The sequence below is a fragment of the Clostridium sp. KNHs205 genome (assembly GCF_000702945.1).
GTDB lineage: Bacteria > Bacillota > Clostridia > Lachnospirales > Lachnospiraceae > Anaerocolumna.
On sequence record NZ_JNLE01000005.1, the window covers coordinates 256724 to 277640 of the forward strand.

The window sequence follows — 20917 nt, forward strand, 5'->3', positions numbered from 1 at the left end:
TTTATTGTAATTATTCCTTTTTAGGATTCATATTATTAGTTCTTAGTCAGAATCTCCATGATCTCATTGCTTCTGGTAATAAAATTGGTCATTGCTTCACCGTCAAGTGGCTTATGGCTTAACAATGCTAGATCATAGAGCTGGGAACAGAACAGAGGCACATACTGACTGTCTTCCTTCTCAAAGATATACTGTACCAGTTTGTTTCCAGCATTTAACACCAGGGTTTCACTGCTGCCAAACATATTAGGATCCATTCCGTACATATTATACATCTTCATCATTTCCTGCATTCTGCGGCTTTCTTCTGATAATGTTATCATAGAAGAAACCTTCTCGTTCTTAAGCTTAACTACCTTAACCTCGAGCTTTTCTTTATTTAATACTTTTCGGAACAGGGCCGTAAGCTTCTCATTTTCGTCCTTTAAAGCCTCTTCCGTTGAGCCCTCTTCTTTAAAGCTGTCTGTGATATCAGCATCTATACGCTGGAATTTGTAATCCTTCTCGGTCTGCTCTAACTGAGTGATAAAAGGCTGGTCAATGTTATGGGTAAGGATAAGAGCATCAATGCCTTCCTGTTTGAACATATTGATGTACTGACTCTGCTGCTGTTCGTTTGTAACGTAGTAGACAATGTCTTTCTTTTCTTCCTTATCTGCATCACTACCGTCAGCATTCTCGGATGCTTTTACTTCTTCTGTGGTCTCTGAAGCCTCAGCAGAAGCAGTAGCTTCGCCTTTCGCTGCCTTTACATATTCAGGCAGAGTAACATACTTGCCTTCAAGATTCTTAAAGATAATGAAATCCTTCATTTTATCCCTGAATTTGTCATCCTTTAAGCATCCAAACTTAATGAAAGGACTGATATCATCCCAGAATTTTTCGTAGCTTTCACGCTCTACCTTATACATACCGGATAATTTATCCGCAACCTTTTTGGAGATATACTCTGAGATTTTCTTTACAAAACCATCATTCTGAAGTGCACTTCTGGATACATTAAGAGGCAGATCAGGACAATCGATAGCACCTTTTAACAGCATCAGGAATTCCGGTATTACCTCTTTGATATTATCTGCAATAAATACCTGATTGCTGAACAATTTGATGGTTCCTTCCAAAGTATCATACTCTGTATTTAATTTAGGGAAATATAGAATTCCCTTTAAGTTAAAAGGATAGTCCATATTTAAATGAATCCAGAACAAAGGCTCCTTGTAATCATGGAAAACAGTGCGGTAGAACTCTTTGTATTCTTCCTCTGTCACATCATTGGGATGCTTGGTCCAGAGAGGGGTTGTATTATTAATAGGCTTAGGGCCCTTTGGCTTTTTCTCTTCGGTTTCTGCTTTGTCTTCGGTTTCTGCTTTGTCTTCAGTTACATTACCGTCTTCATCCACTGCAGCATCGATTACATCATCTTCTGCTGCTTCGTTTTCTTCTTCAATTTCTTCCTCTGGCTCTTCTTTTGCATTGGCATTTTTGAAGTAGATCTCAACAGGCATAAAAGAACAGTATTTCTCAATAACCTCTTTTGCACGATACTCATTGGAGAATTCATAGCTCTCTTCATTTAAGAACAAGGTGATTTCTGTTCCTCTGCTCTCCTTCTCCCCTTCTTCCATAGCAAATTCGGTACCGCCTTCAGATTCCCAATGAACGCTTACAGCACCTTCCTGCCAGGAAAGTGTATCAATTGTAACTTTATCTGCAACCATGAAAGCACTATAAAAACCAAGACCGAAATGTCCGATAATCTGCTCCTCATTGGTTTTGTCCTTGTATTTGTTCAGGAAATCTGTGGCTCCTGAAAAAGCTATCTGATTGATATATTCCTTTACTTCATCAGAAGTCATACCAATACCGTTATCAATAAACTTTATGGTCTTCTCTTCCGGATTAACAATTACTTCTATCTTGAATTTATTGTCCTCAGGAAGCTTCGCCTCTCCCATAAGTTCTAACTTCTTTAATTTTGTTATAGCATCACTACCGTTAGATATCAGTTCGCGAAAGAAGATATCATGGTCAGAATACAGCCATTTCTTAATGATAGGAAATATATTTTCCGAATTGATTGACAGACTTCCATGTTCATTCATCATAATAATCGCTCCTTTTCTTTATCTCTCATATAAGCATAATATTAATACGCTTGTATGTATTTGTCAAGACAAAATTAGCACTCATTTAAAGTGAGTGCTAACAAAAATTTATTTTATTCCTCTTCCGCTGCAATACCTTCTTTTTTTAGGAACTTCTTCACATTTTCATCCCAGAAATGATCAAGTGTCTTGTCCAGTGTAAAGGTTCCAATGGAGGTTCCCGTTACAATGGTCAGGTTTTCTTTTTCATAACGAATATTCAGGAATAATCCGTTAATGTCCTCTTTGTTTAAGGCAACACCGGACTGTGCAAGGAGCTTTTCCGTATTCTCCGGGGATAAGAGCATTACGATTTTTATAAACAAAGGAAGCTTATTTCCTTTCACCACCGAAAAGACATAGGGCTTTATATCTGCCCATTTGGCATATTTTTTCAGCTGCAGTTCTTCTTTTTCTTCTTCCGTATAAAAAGATTGATTGATTTTACCATCTATGGAAAAATGTGCATAGGTAATTACCTCCGCTTCTGAAACCATAAAATTGTCAAATACCTTTTGAATAAGCAGACTTCCCATAAAACTTTTAACATCCAGTATTTTTAATGATACCAAGTATATTTCCTCCTAACCTACAGATACTAATCTCAAATAGAACAACCAAATAATTCTTTACTTTATCCCAACGTAACCGTCAGAGTTTTCTGACGAACCCGGAAATACAATTCAGTAAGGAGGGTATTTGTATGTATTTTGACCATTCCAAACGAAGCTATTACCGTTTTCCAAACAGAAACAGCGTTACTGATTTTGAAACTCAAAGTCCGATGTACTTCCCGGACAAACATTCTGAGCTTCTGGATCAATTTTCAGACCTTTACTTTAATCCATCGGATACAACTGAGAATGACACCCGGGACAGGTATTCCTGATACTGGCAATACCAGATCCTTAAATAAGCTGAAACCATCAGTTTGCCAGGCGTTATTCTTTGAGCATGTCCGGTCTGAAAGTCCTCTTTGCGGTATAAATACTATCACGAATCAAACAAATCTATCAATAAAAATAATTAAACTCCAGCCACCGCAAAGCAGGACTATCAGAACAGTGGACATTATTATAGCCATTTCTTATTATATTTTTAATACTTTACGTGTAACATATATCTTAATACTTCTTCCCTCCAGCGAAAAGTTATCTGTTTTGGCTTCTACAACAATTTCCTGCTCACCGGAAACCCTGCAGTAACCTTCGGCAGTTGACAGAAATAATACCCATTCTTCTCCTTCTCTGGCTTTTGGCAGATGAAATTCCTGCATATCCTGGTGAAAATTAAAAGCAAGATAAAAAGTGTCATCATACAGATTTCTGTCAGCAGCAGCATATGCACCGCATAACATAATACCTAATTGCCTGCTGTAATGATCATAATCAGGATACCAGGGACTTGTTCCATGATAAGAAAGATCCGGCATTCCACAGGCAATATAATCCATTTGCCGAAAGGGCTCCTTTCTTTGGAAGACAGGATGTGTCCTTCGAATCTTTATTAGTGTTTTAACCCACTGGGTAATATCCTGCTCCTCTGATACTTTCTCCCAATTAAGCCACGAAATGCTGTTATCCTGGCAGTAAGGGTTATTATTCCCCTCCTGGGAATTACAAAATTCATCCCCCGCTAACATAAGAGGTGTTCCCTGGCATAAAAGCAGCAGAACAAAGGCATTTCTCATTTGCTTACGGCGAAGTGCAAGTACATTTTTACCGCCCTTTCCTTCTTTTCCACAGTTCCAGCTGTAATTATAAGCCTGCCCATCCCTGTTATTCTCTCCGTTGGCTTCATTGTGCTTCCTGTCATAGGAAAATACATCCCACAGGGTAAAACCATCATGGTTCGTCAGGTATTTGACAGTTCCGGCCTCCTCTGAAAGAGAAGTAAATTGCCCGGCAAAATCTTTTACCTGCTCTTCATCTCCTCTTAGTAATCGTTTTGCCGTATTGCTGAAATTCTGATTACATTCACCGTAATTGATATAGGTTTTATTTTTCTCAGGGGGAATCTTATAATCCCAGCCTTCTGATATTATTTTAGTTTTCCCCAGTGAAGGATCTGAAGAAATAATCGATACCGGTACAGAACCATTTGATAGTCTGAAGCCATCAATGTGGTATTCATTCACCCAGTACTTCAGACACTCCAAGACAACAATGGTATTGGTACCGGGAGCGAAGTTCATATCAAGCATAACCTCAATACCATTGTCGTGTAGAGCCTTGACCATATATTTTAGTTCCTTATCCGGCTCCTCCTTTTGATAGGCATAGGCAGTCTTGGGTGCAAAATATATGTTGTCTTCTGTATATCCCCAATAGTTTATCTTATCATAAATCCCTTTACTCTCCAGGGATTCTTCAAATTCATATACAGGAAGCAGAAGGCAGCAGTTAATACCCAGTTCATTTAGATAGGAAATCTTCTCTGTTATTCCATAGAAGGTACCGGGACAGCCTACCATTGAACTTGCATCCATGGTAAAGCCACGAACATGGAGCTTGTACATTATGGACTCCTGGAAAGTCCGTTCTAAGGGTTTGTCCCCTTCCCAATCAAAAGGAGAACAGCTTATACCACCAAGCAGTTTCTTTCTCTCAGCCTTTTTCTGTCCGAAATCTTCTCTTCCATAAAGCAGGGTCGCGCATGGATCTAATAATTCTCCCCTTCTGCTTTCATAAAGGTAGCCCAGCTTCTTAAGCCAGTCTTCCTGATCCGGGAAGAACTTCTTAAACTGTTTTGTTTTAATAAATACAGAAAAAATATTACCGCTTCTATACGCATTGGTTAACCGAAGGGAGAACAGCTGTTTTCCGGTAACTCTGTTGTACAGATTCAATCTGCATTCCTTTTCATCAGGCAGATAAAGTGCGAAATTGATACCATCCTTCAATAACGTAACACCCAGTCTTTCTGTCACTCTTGCTGCTGTGCTCCCATCCTTCTCTTTCATCCTTTAAACCTCCCAGCCCCATCTGCCCGTTTCACTATTCTGTATTGCCCTGACCAAAGATCAAATCAATTTCTCCTGGTTAAGCTCAAGTATTCCCTTTCTAAAACAGGTACATACTTTTAAACCATCTAAAAATCAGCAGCACCACGTAAATCCTTCGATTTTCCCACTATTAAGCATAATTATAGCATTTTCCCTTATTCAAATCAAGCTTACCGAAATCTCCTTTTTCAGCCGAATCCCCTTGCACAGGTATATAAATATTGTTAAACTAAGGTTATATTACCTAGCCGTTCTGACTCTCCCTAATTTGTGTGTGGAAACTTACTGATTCTATCAATAAAATAATATTTTATGAAGGAGGTAATCCTATTGTATTCCGATTTAAGAAAGTTATCGAATCTATTCCTGGCTTTTTCTTTGTTAAGCCTTGCAGGTTCAGCCTTTTCTTTTATAATGCTTTTTGATTACTGGCAGCTAAGACAGACAGATTTCAGACCTTTCTTTTATATATGCAGTTTCCTTTCTGCTGTTGTACCACTTATTTTTATATGTCTGACGGTTATGGTTAGGAAGATGGTAAAAGAATTGGTTACCGAAAATCACTACATAACAGAACAACTAAGGACGCTGGAAGCCAAAATGGAACAACTGGCTGAACATTAATATATTTATCAAAAGGACTGCTGGAATTATGAGCAATAAATATCGCTTAGAATCCGGCAGTCCTTTTTCAATTCGTAATCACAATTTATTTATACCTGGTAATTCACAGCCTGAGAACGGAACAGCTTGTAGTACATACTTTCTTCCTTCTCCATTAATTTTGAATGGCTGTCAAAGTCTGTTATGTGTCCCCCATCCAATACCAGCACCTTATCGCAGAATACACTGCTGGACATACGGTGTGATATATAAATCGCGGTCTTATCACCTACCAGCTGGTTAAAGTTCTCATAGATTTCAGCTTCTGCCAGCGGATCTAATGCACTGGTAGGTTCATCTAATATAATCATTGAGGCATCTTTATAGAGCGCTCTTGCAATAGCGACCTTTTGACTCTGACCGCCGGACATTTCTATGCCCTCCTGATCGTAGACTTTGCCAAATAAAGTGTCCATTCCCTTTGGAAGTTCTGCTATTTTATCTTTTAATCCCACCTGATTCAGGAGCTCATTAACTTTATCACGATATTTCTTTCCATCCTCGCTTTCTTCCCCGCCTTTTACATTTTCAAAGATTGAGAACGCAAATAGTTTATAATCCTGAAATACAGCCGCTAATCCTTTCATATAACTGGAGAATTCATATTCATAAATATCGTGTCCGTTCACATAGATAGTCCCGCTGGTGGGCTGGTAAAGCCTGCAAAGGAGTTTAACAATGGTTGACTTACCGGCTCCATTTAAACCAACAATGGATATCTTCTCTCCTTTTTTAATTTCAAAGGATATATTTTTTAATACCATATTATCTGACTTGGGATAATGGAAGCTGATATTTTCAAAGCGCAGGGATTCTACCTTCCCTTCAAAAGGCAGGCTGCCTTCTTTTTTCTCTTCGTCGGGCAGGGACATAAATTCCATAAAGGGCTGCAGGTAACCAAGCATCTGGATTACTGTCATAATATTCTTACCTAGGTTTGTGGCTGCTGTGGTAAAATTGATAGCTGCAGATACATACATGGTAAAGGAACCAATTCCTATTCTTCCGCCAAGAGTATCGGAAATAACTCGAATACCCACATAACCATAAGCAATAGCAGCCTGAAGGTCATTGATGATACCGGTAAATCCAAGAAATATACCTTGTTTCTTCTGATAGGTTTTGGACCAGTTATAAATCTTTCCGTTAAACTCCATCACCCTGTCCGTCAGCATTTTATTCATATCGTAAATACGTATATCTTTCTGTAATTTATCAATAAAGCACAAGTCCATATAATAGCCATATCTTCTGTTGATAGGAATAAGCTCCTGATAGAATTTTAACTGGTATTTCGAGAAGAAATTCTGCATAACAACAGCTATTGCGATTGTAAGTACCAGTAATAATACAAACAGAGGACTTAAGGTGAACATAACTGCCAGAAGCCCAAGAATGGTTACCGTATTCTTAAGCACTTCGGTTACACTTCGTATAAGATTCTCCAGTGCGCTCATCGTACGGCAGGCAAACATAGCTCTTTCCTTTAAATCCAGATAATAAGGATCCTCCAGACAGGCAAATTCAACTTTCATAATTTTATCAGCCATAGCCTGGTTGAGCTTCTCTTTCATGTAAATATTACGAACTTCCAGAATACGTTTTATTAACTTATTCAAAAAGAAAAAAAGCACATTTGACAATACAATTAACATTCCATATCGTATCAGGTTATCTTTGTTTCTTCCGCCAACCAGCTCATCCACCAAAAATTTTGGAAGTATGACATTTATTAATATCTGTCCTGTTTCCGTTAAAGACTGAAGCAATAGCAGAAAGATATAAGAAGGTGATATCTTAAAGCAAACACTGATAAATTTCTTTAAGGTCTTAATATTATTCACTTACAGCCACCTCCTCGTTGTAATATTTACCCTGAATCATAAACATATTATAATACTCGCCTTTAGCGTTCATGAGCTCCTCATGGTTACCATATTCCTTAAGACCGTCACCATCAAAAAGAGCAATTTTATCGCAGAATTTTGTACTGGCTAATCGGTGAGAAATGTAAACTGCTGTTTTTCCTTTCACCAGGTCGCTGAAATTCTCATAAATTTCGGCTTCTGCCAGTGCATCCAGAGCTGCAGTAGGTTCATCCATAATAACCATTCTTGCATCCTTATACAGCGCTCTTGCAATGGCTAATTTCTGGCTCTCGCCACCGGAGAACTCCACACCGTCTTCTTCAATTACTTTTAACATTGTCTGTTCAATTCCTTTTGGCAGACTGTCAATTTTCTTTTTAAGTCCCACCTTTTCCAGCACCTTACGTACTCTGTCTTCCTTTCCGTCAAGAGAAGAACAGGCAATATTCTCTTTAATGGTATATGCCAAGACGTTAACATCCTGAAATACTGCTGAAAACATGGCATAAAGATCTTTTTTATTAAAATCGGAAATCGGAATTCCGTTTATTCTTATCTCACCCTCCGTTACCGGAAATAACCCGGTCATTAACTTTACAAGAGTGGTTTTACCGGCTCCGTTAATACCTACAATAGCTAATTTCTCACCTTGATTAATCGTAAAATTCAGATGCTTAAAGATATACTTATCTGTACCCGGATAGCAAAAACTAACATTGTCAAATACAATCTCAAGGGTCTCTCCTGGTTTAAGTCTTTTAGCGCTTTCTGATTTTTCTTTTAAATTCTTATCACCCATATCCGTATCAAGAAAAGTATAAAAATCATGTACATACTGACCTTCATTCAGGATAAAGGTAAACTGCTCAGATACTTGATTAAGCATTACAGTAAGAGATGTAACTGCTGTCAAATACATGGAAAAATCTGCGATAGGCATACCATTAGCGGTTTTGTAGATTAAGACGGCATAGGTAAGTCCGTTACTGATCAGGAAAGTAAATACTTCCAACAAACCAAGAGAAAACTCTCTGTTCTTAATGCTTTTTTGAATCTTTAAAAAACCCTTGACTTCCTTACTATAATTCTCATTAATTCTGTCCTGAAAACGATATAGTCTGATATCCTTTCCATAACCAAAATCATGAGTGGTATTATAATAATACTGCATCCTTCTTTCTGCATGGGCAACATCTTCTTTTCTTCGGTAGTTATATTTATGAACACTTCTTCTTACCCAGATGCCAATAGCAATATTAAATAAGAGCCCAAGCAAGATCCATATATTCAGTCTGCCGATAACAACCAGTAATCCCAGCGCAGTCAAAAGTACCGGTCCCACTTCAAATAATTTATGATATACCCCTTCCACTCCGTTATCATTTGAACTGTTAGCCTGTAAAGCTCTTTCATTCTTCTCAAAGAATTTGGCATCCTCCATATGCTGATAATCTATACTTACCAGCTTATCAAAGTTATCTCTTAAATAATCGAGTCTTAAATAGGTAATAGCAGGATAAGCAATGGAATTGGTGAAAGTTCTTACAAATCCGAAGGCTGCCATTAATCCTAAGAATATTAAGACAATCTTAAGTATGCCTTCTATTGTGCCGTCTCCGCCGGTTACTTCCGTCAAGAGATATTTAGGTAATAATACCGCAAAGAAAGGATAGATGCCTCCTGCCAGCGTATATATTAAAAAATAAAAATAGAGTTTCTTATTTGTTGCAGTCACATTGGTTAACATTCTTCTGAGTGTGCTGCCAATAGGATATTTTAAGTTCTCCTCCATTACTGTCCTTCCCCTTTCCTGTCCATGCTTAAAGCCTCAAGCCCCAGCTGCTTCACTGCCTCGCCTAATTCGGTGAATTTTTCAGGATGAATTTCATAGAATATTTTTTTGGCTTTTTCCACATCAACTGTTACACATACAAATCCCTCTTGCAGCAGCAGATTAATATGATGAGATACAGTAGCTGGTGTAAGACCTAAAACATCTGCGATTTCCTGTATATACATCTTCTTCCCTGACAACATATGGATTATTTTAAGCCTTGTAGCATCTCCTAAGGCTTTTAGGGCACTTAAAATCTTTGAATCACTTAAAGCAACTTTCTTATTTGTATTGCTAAGCTGAAAGACATAGATACCTACATCCGCAGCAACATCTTTCTCCTCCTCGTCTCTCCAGTCCACCGCAATCTGGTTATAAGGCAGAATGCAGGGTTGCACAACCATACGGTTGCATTTACCGAATTTAATGTAACCTAAATCATTAAAATTACTTTCTAGATAGGATTTATCCTGCAAAGATACGATTGCTTCTTCATACTCTTTTTCTACAATGGGATAATACTCCTGCAGTATTTTAATACTTTCTGCTATAAACTGCTGCGCTCTTGTCAATAGTGTATAACGTTCAGAGTATATTGTTATCATTTTCATCTTTATACTGTCTTCGGTTTCCAAGTCCTTTAAAAACGCTATTAGTTCAGATAAACTTCCTATCCTGACATCGCTGTATTCACCAATTACAGATTTTGCCCAGTCCTGGAGTCCCTCTAACATGATGGCATCCATCTCTTCTTTTGTCATACCCATATGCAGCTTCTTCTGACTGGTAAGATTAACCAGAATAGGTCTTGCTCTGTTATCTTTCTCAAGAGAGGTGATTTCAAACAACAGTTTAATATCAGGATATTTTTCAAGGATAGGCAAAACCCCTTCCAAAACCTTCTCTTTGTACTCATAAACATTTTTTAATATTACTGCAAACTCCTTTGCTATCGGAGTAATATTTGTTTCTTTTTCCTTATTACCAAGAGTATCTACGATAGTATTTACCAGTTCGTAGTCCCAGTTAGGTTCTGTGAGCAATTTATATTCTTTTATTTCCATTATTTTTCCTCCCACTTTGTTTTTTACCAATTTATCATACCAAAAGACATTCGTCAATATCATTAGACAAATATCTAATATAAATAATAGATGTTTATCTAATATTTTATTATTTAGTATTTATTGATACTTTTAATTTAATACATTTTATTACTTGACAATGATGCTACATTTCTTAATTTTCAATGCGTCTATCGTAATAATCACCACTAATAGATGCTATTAAAACTGGTTTATTGAATTTTTTGACTTACTAAGAAGAATAGATTATTATTAGATTCTCATCTAATATGTTTGTTCTATATTTAATAAAACCAATAGCCAAGCTGGTTCTGACTATAAATTGAAATAGCTTATCAGCAATACTGTAAAGAAATATTCATATCCGCAATACCGAAAAAAATATTCATGTTATTCTTATATCACAGCTGAATTACCTGATAAACGCAATGATAGCCCTATAAATCCCTGTATGTATATAAATTTTTATTATGATTCATCAGCGAGAATCTGAACAATCATTATAAATCCAACTTATACTGCAGTGAGTTTATAGGACTATACAATTTAAAATAAAGCTTATTTAATACGTAAATTATGGTTGTTAGCTTCAGGTAAATATTTTCCTGTTTACCACCATCTCCCGATAAAGCCTTTCGTAAGACTAAGGGCCAATAACCTAATGCTGCTAATTTAGACAAAAACCTCTACAAACAAAATAACTCTCCCTATATTTGAATATCCCTCTTTTTAAACACCCAAAGTGATGCTCCCAGGAAAAGAATTACCGATAGAATTGATATAATGATAACCGTCTGTCCCGTAAATAAGAAAGAGGAAGTTCTAAGCACCGCTCGTCCGGTAATAATATCATCAACATTAGAATAGTGTAGGAAAATGAACGGTGATATTTTTCGATAGGTTGCTGATAAGCTGTAAACAATGTTAGCTCCCAATATGGTACAGATCAGAACTGTCATTGCGATAACACTGGACTTAGAAATAGTAGAAATCAAAAGTATAAAGGTTACCATCACTATCAGAAACAAAAACTGTAGTAACAATGCTTTAAGCAAATACTGCCATAAAGGTATATAATAACCACTGCCGGTTATCTCTGTTAAATACTTTTGCCCGTTACTAAAGATATATTCGTACTTAAGACCTACTAAAACCGGCCTGTTAAAACCTCCAAAACCTTTTACCAGACCAACACCTATAAAAAACAGAAACTGCGTTATCATTATCAGTAAAGCTGAACTGAGTACCATGACCAGAAACTTGCTGAGCAGTACTTTTATTCGGGAAACCGGCTGAATAAGCAGAAACTTAAGAGTGCCCGGATTATATTCGCTTGAGACATTATCACCGTTAAACATAATCAAACCAAAGCCTAAGAAGCTTGCAGCAATCATCGTTATACTAAGTACATAGTAATTAATTCCTGTATTATAGTTAGAGTCATCTAACGGAATATTATTATCAAGATGCATCTGAAGCTTTTCAATTTCCCTGGCCTGATACTTCTTAGAAGCCGAATCCTCTGTCTCGTTCAGGGTTTTCTTCTGCTCTTCAATCTGCTGCTTAAGATTATCACGCCAGTCCGTACCTTCCGCTGCAGTAAGTGAAGCTTTGGCAGCAGCAATCTGCTCTTTCAGACTTTCCAAATAACTGTTGCCTTGTACTTCATAGAGTTGTTTTTCCTCCTCTGATAAGCTTGTATCGGTTTGCAGGCTAGCAAGATAGCTTTCCTGATTCTTAAGCTCGGCAGTAAGATTTTCAAGCTGCGCTTCCGGGCTGCTGTATCGCAAATAATTCTTTTCAGCAGTTTCGTTTACTACTACCAAAATGGCACACAATATGATAAACAATCCCCATATTATATAGGTCTTTTTCTTGGTAAACAGCTTAATTACTTCATTAACAAAAAGTCCTCCAAACATTAACGGATACCTCCTTTTATCAATTCCAGATATCTCTCTTCTAATTCTTTTAAGTGCCTGGAGAAAGTCTGGACATCAATTCCTGCGTTAATGATATCCTTTAAGACATCACCGGATTTTCTTCCTTCCAGTTCTAGGGTGTATCCATCTTCCACTTCTTTTACATTCCTGATTCCCTTTATGGTAAGAAGTAAGCTACGGTTTTCTTCCGTTTTCTCTGCTTCCAGGATATACACATATGTCTGATGCACGGTTGTCATGCTCTCAACGGAAGTTATTACACCACTCTCAATAAAAGCAACCGTATCACATAACTGTTGAATTTCTCCTAATATATGTGAGGAAACGAACACCGCCATTCCTTTGTCTCTGGCAAGCCTTTTAAGTATATTACGGAGTTCAATAATTCCGTTGGGATCCAGACCATTGGTAGGCTCGTCCAGGATAAGGAGCTTTGGTTCCGATAAAAGGGCTGCTGCCAGTCCAAGGCGTTGTTTCATACCCAATGAATATTTCTTCATTTTATCCTTTATACGTTCTGATAAACCTACCAGCTCCACCACTTCTGCTATACGTTCCTTTGAGATTTTTCTGATTCGTGCTATCTGTGCCAGATTTTCATATCCTGACAGATAACTGTACAGCTCCGGTGATTCTACCACGGCACCTACATATGCCAGGGCTTTTTCTCTTTCTGCCTTTAAATTATTTCCCATGATAGTGATGCTTCCGGTATCCATAGAAATCAAGTCTACCAGCATTTTTATTGTTGTTGTCTTTCCTGAACCATTCGGGCCTAAAAATCCAAATATTTCACCTTCCTGTACCGAAAATGAAATTCCCTTTATAATAGGCCTTTTACCCAGTCGTTTATATAGATTCTCTACTTTTAATACTGTTTCCAAATAATCCTCCAATCTAAAATCAGTTTGGAATAAAACTGATTAATTACTGAACACCTTACAACATATAAATACTTGTCCTTATATGTTTCCTCTTAATTCTATCCATTATATGGAATTTATTCAATTTATTTTATCTTACACTTTCCTTACATTTAAATAAACAGGTTTTAAGAACTTTCAATATGCCAATAATTTCAGGAACCATCCAAAGAAGTGTATCAATATCTAATACCAGCTTAAAATACAAGAATGAAAATGCCTGCCTATAACAAATGAAAATGACTGCCTGTAGCAAATGAAAATGTCTGCTTGTAAGAAAATGCTTGCAAAATAATGATTATACGATAAAATAGAAGTGAATGTGCAAAACACAGTGACCGAAGCTTCAGTTGAAAGGAAATATTTCACAGAGAAAGGATGCCACATACTGCTTCTTTCAACTAATATAAATTGTGGCAATATCCCTGTTCCAGTTGGGATATGCGAGGATTAAAAATGATTCAGGCAAGTAACATTACTTTAAGGCTTGGAAAAAGAGCTTTATTTGAAGATGTAAATATCAAATTCACAGAAGGAAACTGTTATGGTTTAATAGGTGCCAACGGTGCCGGTAAATCTACTTTCCTTAAGATTCTTTCCGGACAGTTAGAGCCTACAAAGGGGGATGTAATCATCACTCCCGGACAGCGTCTTTCCTTCCTGCAGCAGGACCACTTTAAATATGACCAGTATGATGTATTAAATACTGTAATTATGGGTAATCAGGTTCTGTATGACATCATGAAAGAAAAAGATGCCATCTATGCGAAAGAAGATTTTACAGAAGAAGATGGTATCAGGGCTAGTGAACTGGAGGGAGAATTCGCAACCCTTAACGGTTGGGAAGCTGAATCCGATGCTGCTACTCTGTTAAACGGATTAGGAATTGAAACAGAGCTTCATTATAAGATGATGAGCGAATTAAACGGTAACCAGAAGGTAAAAGTTCTCCTTGCGCAGGCATTATTTGGAAACCCTGATATCCTGCTGTTAGATGAGCCTACCAACCATTTGGACATGGAAGCGATCAGATGGCTGGAGGAGTTCCTTATTCAGTTTGAAAATACTGTAATTGTGGTATCCCATGACCGTTATTTCTTAAATAAAGTCTGCACACATACTGCTGATATCGACTATGCAAAGATTCAGCTTTATGCAGGTAACTATGATTTCTGGTATGAATCCAGCCAGTTAATGGTTAAGCAGATGAAAGAAGCAAATAAGAAGAAAGAAGATAAGATCAAGGAATTACAGGAATTTATCCAGAGATTCAGCGCGAATGCCTCCAAGTCCAAGCAGGCTACTTCCCGTAAGAAGGCTCTTGAGAAAATTGAACTGGATGATATACGTCCCTCCAGCCGTAAATATCCATATATTGATTTCAGACCATTCCGTGAAATCGGAAATGAAGTTCTGACAGTAACAAATCTATCAAAGACCATAGACGGCGTAAAGGTACTGGATAATATTTCTTTTACCATTACCCATGATGATAAAGCTGCTTTTGTTGGTCCAAATACACTAGCAACAACAACACTTTTCCGTATACTTGCAGGGGAACTGGAGCCTGATGAAGGAACCTACAAATGGGGTATTACCACCAGCCAGTCCTATTTTCCGAAAGATAATACAAAAGAGTTTGCCTCAGAGGATATTATTGTTGACTGGCTTATGCCTTTTTCTCCTGAGAAAGATGTTACCTATGTAAGAGGTTTCCTCGGAAGAATGCTCTTTGCAGGTGAAGAAGGAGTTAAGAAGGTTAATGTCCTCTCCGGTGGAGAACGTGTTAGAGTAATGCTCTCTAAAATGATGATTCTTGGTTCTAACGTGCTTATCATGGATGAACCTACCAACCATTTAGATATGGAGTCCATAACTGCATTAAATAATGGTCTGATGAAATTCTCCGGAGTTATCCTTTTTACTTCCCAGGACCATCAGTTTGTTCAGACCATAGCTAACCGTATCTTTGAAATTACTCCTAATGGTCTTATCGATAAGGTTACAACCTACGATGAGTATCTGGATAACGATGAATTCGCAAGAAAAAGACAGGTTATGCAGATTGACCGTGAGGACGACAATAACTAAAAAGATTGCTTAAATTGACGGCTCTGAACTGGCTGTATTTGATAAGCATGGGCAGCAATAACAAAAATAAGTGCTTGAAAAAGTCCCGGAATAAATGTTGTTAACACATTTATTCCGGGACTTTATTGTATATCTTTCTATTATGCCGCTTCTATCTGAGTCAGGGCTTTCAAATTCATTTCAAAGATCTGCAGAATTCCATCTACTACTTTATGACATAATTCTACGATGTAAACACAGTCTACAGCAACTTTCTTAGCTACCTTTAAATATTCAGCATGCATTTCCTTAATAAACTTCAATATTTCTTCCACCGTAGCAAATAAGAAATTCTTTGCTCGGGCTTTCACAGCATCCTCGCTTTTAACATACTCTTTTAATGCTGTTATAAGTTTTTTCTCATATCCACAGTGTGCTTTGATACTTCCAGTAAATATGCTGTTATGCGGATACGTAAAATAATCAGCTATATAATGAGTTACAACACCTAAATGTCTTGTAAAATACCTGTTGATTCCTTTGTGAACTTGAAATTCATCGGTTATCTTAATAATTTCCTCTGTCAGTATATCAAAGGTCTCTTCTATGGTATGTCTTTTGGTAAGAAAAGATGGCTTAATATCCGGTAATATGCTGCCGTAGTAAAATGCTTTCCTATGTTGAAAAAGCTCATCGATGTTCATACTGTTTAATAAATATCCAGCCAAAGAGATATGTGATTTTTTTCTCATTAACGTCTCCTGTCATAAAACTGACTAATAAGCTTCCAGGTGTCCATTTTCATTCGATCCAATTCGACAGAACTTTAAACACCATAAGTGATTTTACACCGGATTTTCATTCTGCACAATAGTTATTTTGATATTATAACAAAATCTTAACACTTATTAAGAAAATAGTCCTATTTGCCACGTAATCTCTTCCATATCTGGTGTTTATATTGACATTCCCCTTCTTTTCATGTAAAATTTACCTTGTTTATTTATTTTTCCAATTGTAACTTATAACCAATTTATTTTATTGACCCGGCATTTTTTATTGTATAATTTTATATAATTTCTATATATGATAAGAATAATTTCAATTATACGAATTGATTTGAGCATAATGCCGCCTTACAGAATAGGAGATGATTATTTGGACTCGAGTGAAGTCACGCGTATGATAATATTAGGTATTTTATTACTGCTATCCATATTTTTTTCGTCAGCAAGAACTGCTTTTACTACTGTTAACAAGCTGCGCATCCGCAGTCTTTCTGAAGAAGGTAATAAGAAAGCCAGACTGGTGAATGATTTACTGGAGAAACCGGCTAGAATGCAGAATACAATACTTATAGGCAATGTAATTATTAACCTGTCCATATCATCACTAGCTACCTCTCTTGCCCTTGATCATTTTACACCTGTCGGCGTTGTGATAATAATAGCTGCACTTATCTTTGTTATGTTGATATTTGCAAGAATGATCCCTAATACACTGGCCGAAATGGATTCCGAGAAATTTGTCCTTCGTTTTGGCCGGCTGCTTTTGCTCTTTATCAGAATTATGTCTCCACTTACCTTTCTGGTCACAAGAATATCTTCTCTCATCCTAATGATTTTTCATGTCAACACACGTGAGAAGGCCTCTGTTATCACAGAGGATGAACTTCGTTCCATTGTTGAGGTAAGCCATGAAGAAGGTGTTATCGAGATGGAAGAGAAACAGATGATTACCAATGTAGTGGATTTCGGTGATTCCATGGCAAAAGATGTTATGGTTCCCCGTGTGGATATGGTATTTGCAGAAGTTTCCCTATCCTATGATGAATTAGTGGAGCTTTTTTCCAAGGATAAGTACACACGAATGCCCGTCTACAGTGAATCCAGGGATAATGTAATAGGTATACTGAATTTAAAAGATATTTTCTTTTACCAGGGCAGTAAAGAAGAATTTCAGATAAAAGATATCATGAGAGAACCTTACTTTACTTATGAATACAAGAAAACCACAGAACTGTTAAAGGAAATGCGTAAAAACTATGTATCCCTGGCCATCGTCCTCGATGAATACGGCACGACTACCGGTCTTATCACACTGGAGGATCTGCTGGAAGAAATCGTTGGAGAAATTCGTGATGAATATGATGCGGATGAAGAAGACAGTATTCGCAAGATATCTGATACTGAATATATTGTAGATGGAAATACGAAACTGGATGAGATAAATGACGCTCTGGATCTTGAACTTGAATCAGATGACTATGATTCTATAGCAGGACATTTAATATATCTTTTGGACCATCTGCCGGAAGTCGGCGAGAGTATTACAGAAGACAATATTATCTACACGGTTGATGCCGTCATGAAGAATCGAATCGATAAAGTACATATTGTACTTATACCGGAAAATTCTGATTCAGCAGACAGCATGAACACTCTATCTGATAATTCACCCCAGGAGAATTCTGATAGTATTCCTGTAGCAGAAAGCAATCTTGAACATATCACTCAAGAATAAATCCTATCTTTAAATATATTATTGGTCTATTATGGAATGCACTTATTGCAGGGGAATGCCCCCTCTTTAGCGCATTCCTCTTTTGTATAATAGGGTATGCCCTTATCGGTTAATACCTCCTCGCAATTCTCTCTGTGATAATACTTTTTCCCCAGCTTTCCTGTTATGTAGAATACCTTAGCTTTCGATATCCTTGCTCCACCAAAGACATAGCGGTTATAGGTATCAAGGGCAGCTGCATTATACGGGTAGCCCTGAAAGAGTACAAAAAGACTTACATCGTCTATTGTTCTGTCCCAATCTGTTCTATCAATCTCAGGCAGCCAGAACTCATAGGTTATTCCAAAATCCGAAGCAATACTGTTGTAGTAATTGATATAGAGGTTCATATTCTTACTGATTGACTGAGTAATCGTCTTTCTTCGTATCCTTTCAAAGACGTCATCATCCTTTAGGAAGCTGCATTCAGTCAAAGCTCTGATATCTCTATAATCTCCCGCCCAGATTTCCATGCTTTCCTTCTCAAACAGTATAATTTCATCTCCCATAGTAAACTTTATAACATAAAAGTCATCTTCATATACATAGTAAAGCTTCTCACTCCATCTTTTATCAAGCTTCTGCTCACTACCCGATAAAATCTCTGCGGTATAGTATATATAAAATCCGTCTCTGTCTGTAACCAATATTACAGGTATGTATCTGTTAAGCTGCTCTTCCTGAAAAGACTGACCCATTACCCCAAAATTAGCATACAGAGAGGAGAAGAACTGCTCCACTGCCTTTTCCTTATTAGTAAACAGCTTACGGCTGCTGTCAGCTTCTACCAAATAGAAACATCCGTCATCCACTGCATTATCAAGAGCCGTATTATAGGCATTGGTCTTCTCTGCCACTGCTCCCAGCTGTTGAAACCGAATATCCAGTATACTAAAGACTAATATTTCAATTACAAGAAAAACAAGGCAAAGATCACTCAACTTCATCTCGAATCATTCCCCCATAGGTAACCAGTATGGAAACCTCACTGTTATTTCCTCTGGATAGAGAAGAAGCTATTCTTCCTGCCATGGTCTTATTACGGTTTACTACCTTAATGGATATGTAGTCCCCCTGTGTAAAATAATAATCTTTTCCTTCATCAAAAGCCTTATAAATTTCCTCTTCATAGGTATTATAAAAATAACTATCGACCTTATCCAAGACTGTATCCGTGATTTCATCATAAGCAGGAGCAACTCTTTTATGAGCATGTAAAATCTCCAGATTATACAGATTACCGGTTTTATCTATTCGTTCAATGTAATCTTTATACATATTCTGTGTTAATACTCCTGACATTCTTATATTGTCTGTAAGGCGTATGGTTTCCTGGGTTACATACAGCTGACTGATAGAATCCTGTTTCTGAGCCATATAGAGCAGCGGTGCTATAAACAATAATATAACTCCTGCAAATATGGCAACTACTTTTCCAAAAGCGTCCATTCAACTGCCTCCTGTCCTTATTTCTCCATGTGGGTATAGCTTATCTCTGTTATATGCTTATTACCGTCCAAGGTATATTCCTTAAGATAAACTCCCTCTTTAATAACCGTATAATCAAAAAAATCCGGTTGAAATATTTCCTTTGTGTAGGCCGTTCCGTCAATTACCAGGTTAATCTCCATATCGCCAAGTAAAGTACCAATAATTTCTCCTTTAGTGGCTGTCAGCTTACTGTCATCTACCGAAGTATTCTGCAATTCCTGCTCTCTGATAATATTCTGTCTGAATACAGAAGCTTTAAGCAGCCGTATACTGTTATTGACCTGCTCAGAACCTAGCACTAATAAACTGACAGCCATACAGAACAAAATTACATTTGTCCCCATGGTGAGGAATTTATTTAACTGTTCCATAATTACTTCTGTATAAAGGAAATACCGATAATAGTTGAATTAGAATCCCTTAATATAGCACCTGTAAATTGGGCTTTCTGATTGATGTAAAAATTACTGGTGATAGTTTGTGTGTCCTTAACAGAGGCAGAGCTTACTTCCCCAATTTTACTGTCTGAATCAGAGAGCAGACGATTATAATAAACAACAGATTTCTTCGTTGTAACCTTGACTGCGATATCTTCATTTTTAAATTTATTTATTGCATTGATAACCTCACTACCTGTAACATCCAATCCGTCATACATGACCTTGTCAGATTCAGCAAATTCCTTGTTCATACGACTGATCTGCCCTGTGCCATTTGTTGCAGCTGCATTAGCCTCCCTGCTTATGTAAAAACCCAATCCTACTACTAAACAAGTAATGATCACTCCTGCCGCCAGTATTAAACCTTTTAATGCATTTTCCATTTTAATTTCTCCTTTTTTCGTTTTCTATTTTTGCTTCTATTTTTTGTTCTATTTCGCTTCTGTTTTGCTTCTACTTCTGCTTCTGCATTTGGTTCTATACTTTTATTACTGCTTATCTGCTATTGCTTTTCTGTTATTGCTTTTCCGTTTTGCTTTTCAGTTTTACATTTCTGTTTTACATTTCTGTTTTACATTTCTGTTTTGCTTATCTGTTTTGCTTATCTGTTTTGCATTTCTGTTTTGTATTTCTGTTTTGTATTTCTGTTTCGCATTTCTGTTTTTCATTTCTGTTTCTCATTTCTGTTTTTCATTTCTGTTTCTCATTTCTGTTTCACATTTCCGTTTCACATTTCTGTTTCTCATTTCTGTTTCTCATTTTTGTTTCTCATTTCTGTTTCGCATTTCCGTTTCGCATTTCTGTTTGCTATTTATTTTGCTTCTACTTTGCTTTTATGCTCTTATTTTTGCTTACTGTTTTTGCTTCCATTTTTACTTTCAATTTTTACT

General features: G+C 37.0%; 18 protein-coding genes. 4 read left to right on the top strand and 14 right to left on the bottom strand.

The window, feature by feature from the left end:
* Nucleotides 1-35: 35 nt before the first annotated feature.
* Entirely contained in the window at nucleotides 36-2102 is a 2067-nt protein-coding gene (gene htpG, locus BR73_RS0120790; protein ID WP_347463683.1) for a molecular chaperone HtpG, read from the bottom strand.
* A 116-nt stretch (nucleotides 2103-2218) separates the two neighbouring features.
* Nucleotides 2219-2716 (bottom strand): DUF5721 family protein, encoded by a 498-nt coding sequence (locus BR73_RS0120795; protein WP_033167831.1) that lies wholly within the window; start codon nucleotides 2714-2716, stop codon nucleotides 2219-2221.
* 131 nt (nucleotides 2717-2847) lie between these two features.
* Here BR73_RS0120795 and BR73_RS0120800 point away from each other — a divergent pair, with 131 nt between their 5' ends.
* Nucleotides 2848-3033, top strand: a complete 186-nt coding sequence (locus BR73_RS0120800) for a hypothetical protein (RefSeq protein WP_033167832.1) — start codon at nucleotides 2848-2850, stop codon at nucleotides 3031-3033.
* Nucleotides 3034-3234: 201 nt separating this feature from the next.
* On the opposite strand, the gene BR73_RS0120805 is transcribed toward BR73_RS0120800, so the two are convergent.
* Nucleotides 3235-5106 (bottom strand): alpha-amylase family glycosyl hydrolase, encoded by a 1872-nt coding sequence (locus BR73_RS0120805; protein ID WP_051685453.1) that lies wholly within the window; start codon nucleotides 5104-5106, stop codon nucleotides 3235-3237.
* Nucleotides 5107-5478: 372 nt separating this feature from the next.
* Between BR73_RS0120805 and BR73_RS0120810 the strand changes: the two genes are divergently transcribed.
* Nucleotides 5479-5772, top strand: a complete 294-nt coding sequence (locus tag BR73_RS0120810; protein ID WP_033167833.1) for a hypothetical protein — start codon at nucleotides 5479-5481, stop codon at nucleotides 5770-5772.
* 89 nt (nucleotides 5773-5861) lie between these two features.
* Here the strand turns inward: BR73_RS0120810 and BR73_RS0120815 are convergent, their stop codons facing one another.
* From BR73_RS0120815 to BR73_RS0120835, 5 genes are all read right to left on the bottom strand, one after another.
* Nucleotides 5862-7655: an ABC transporter ATP-binding protein gene (locus BR73_RS0120815; protein WP_033167834.1), complete on the bottom strand. Its 1794-nt coding sequence runs from the start codon at nucleotides 7653-7655 to the stop codon at nucleotides 5862-5864.
* Nucleotides 7648-9471: an ABC transporter ATP-binding protein gene (locus BR73_RS0120820; RefSeq protein ID WP_051685454.1), complete on the bottom strand. Its 1824-nt coding sequence runs from the start codon at nucleotides 9469-9471 to the stop codon at nucleotides 7648-7650. Before BR73_RS0120820 ends, BR73_RS0120815 begins: the two co-directional genes overlap by 8 nt.
* On the bottom strand, nucleotides 9471-10577 hold the full coding sequence (locus tag BR73_RS0120825; RefSeq protein ID WP_033167835.1) for a metalloregulator ArsR/SmtB family transcription factor: 1107 nt from the start codon (nucleotides 10575-10577) through the stop codon (nucleotides 9471-9473). The genes BR73_RS0120820 and BR73_RS0120825 overlap by 1 nt, the downstream gene beginning before the upstream one ends.
* A gap of 728 nt (nucleotides 10578-11305) precedes the next feature.
* Nucleotides 11306-12520 carry an ABC transporter permease subunit gene (locus tag BR73_RS0120830; RefSeq protein WP_033167836.1) on the bottom strand — a complete coding sequence of 405 codons (1215 nt, stop codon included), beginning with the start codon at nucleotides 12518-12520 and terminating at the stop codon, nucleotides 11306-11308.
* Nucleotides 12520-13425 (bottom strand): ABC transporter ATP-binding protein, encoded by a 906-nt coding sequence (locus BR73_RS0120835; RefSeq protein ID WP_033167837.1) that lies wholly within the window; start codon nucleotides 13423-13425, stop codon nucleotides 12520-12522. The genes BR73_RS0120830 and BR73_RS0120835 overlap by 1 nt, the downstream gene beginning before the upstream one ends.
* Nucleotides 13426-13920: 495 nt before the next feature.
* Here BR73_RS0120835 and BR73_RS0120840 point away from each other — a divergent pair, with 495 nt between their 5' ends.
* Nucleotides 13921-15555, top strand: coding sequence for an ATP-binding cassette domain-containing protein (locus BR73_RS0120840; protein WP_033167838.1), 1635 nt, complete (start codon nucleotides 13921-13923; stop codon nucleotides 15553-15555).
* A 140-nt stretch (nucleotides 15556-15695) separates the two neighbouring features.
* Here the strand turns inward: BR73_RS0120840 and BR73_RS0120845 are convergent, their stop codons facing one another.
* Nucleotides 15696-16286, bottom strand: coding sequence for a zinc dependent phospholipase C family protein (locus tag BR73_RS0120845; RefSeq protein WP_033167839.1), 591 nt, complete (start codon nucleotides 16284-16286; stop codon nucleotides 15696-15698).
* 406 nt (nucleotides 16287-16692) lie between these two features.
* On the opposite strand from BR73_RS0120845, the gene BR73_RS0120850 reads away from it, so the two are divergent.
* Entirely contained in the window at nucleotides 16693-18057 is a 1365-nt protein-coding gene (locus tag BR73_RS0120850) for a hemolysin family protein (protein ID WP_081848823.1), read from the top strand.
* Nucleotides 18058-18086: 29 nt separating this feature from the next.
* On the opposite strand, the gene BR73_RS0120855 is transcribed toward BR73_RS0120850, so the two are convergent.
* The 5 genes from BR73_RS0120855 to BR73_RS29685 form a co-directional block, all read right to left on the bottom strand.
* Nucleotides 18087-19043 carry a hypothetical protein gene (locus BR73_RS0120855; protein ID WP_033167840.1) on the bottom strand — a complete coding sequence of 319 codons (957 nt, stop codon included), beginning with the start codon at nucleotides 19041-19043 and terminating at the stop codon, nucleotides 18087-18089.
* On the bottom strand, nucleotides 19030-19545 hold the full coding sequence (locus BR73_RS0120860) for a hypothetical protein (protein WP_033167841.1): 516 nt from the start codon (nucleotides 19543-19545) through the stop codon (nucleotides 19030-19032). Before BR73_RS0120860 ends, BR73_RS0120855 begins: the two co-directional genes overlap by 14 nt.
* Nucleotides 19546-19562: 17 nt before the next feature.
* On the bottom strand, nucleotides 19563-19958 hold the full coding sequence (locus BR73_RS0120865) for a hypothetical protein (protein WP_033167842.1): 396 nt from the start codon (nucleotides 19956-19958) through the stop codon (nucleotides 19563-19565).
* Between the two features lie 2 nt (nucleotides 19959-19960).
* The gene (locus BR73_RS0120870) at nucleotides 19961-20410 is read right to left on the bottom strand and encodes a hypothetical protein (RefSeq protein WP_033167843.1); all 450 of its coding nucleotides are present in this window, start codon (nucleotides 20408-20410) and stop codon (nucleotides 19961-19963) included.
* A 162-nt stretch (nucleotides 20411-20572) separates the two neighbouring features.
* The gene (locus BR73_RS29685) at nucleotides 20573-20695 is read right to left on the bottom strand and encodes a hypothetical protein (RefSeq protein ID WP_278248543.1); all 123 of its coding nucleotides are present in this window, start codon (nucleotides 20693-20695) and stop codon (nucleotides 20573-20575) included.
* Nucleotides 20696-20917 lie beyond the last annotated feature (222 nt).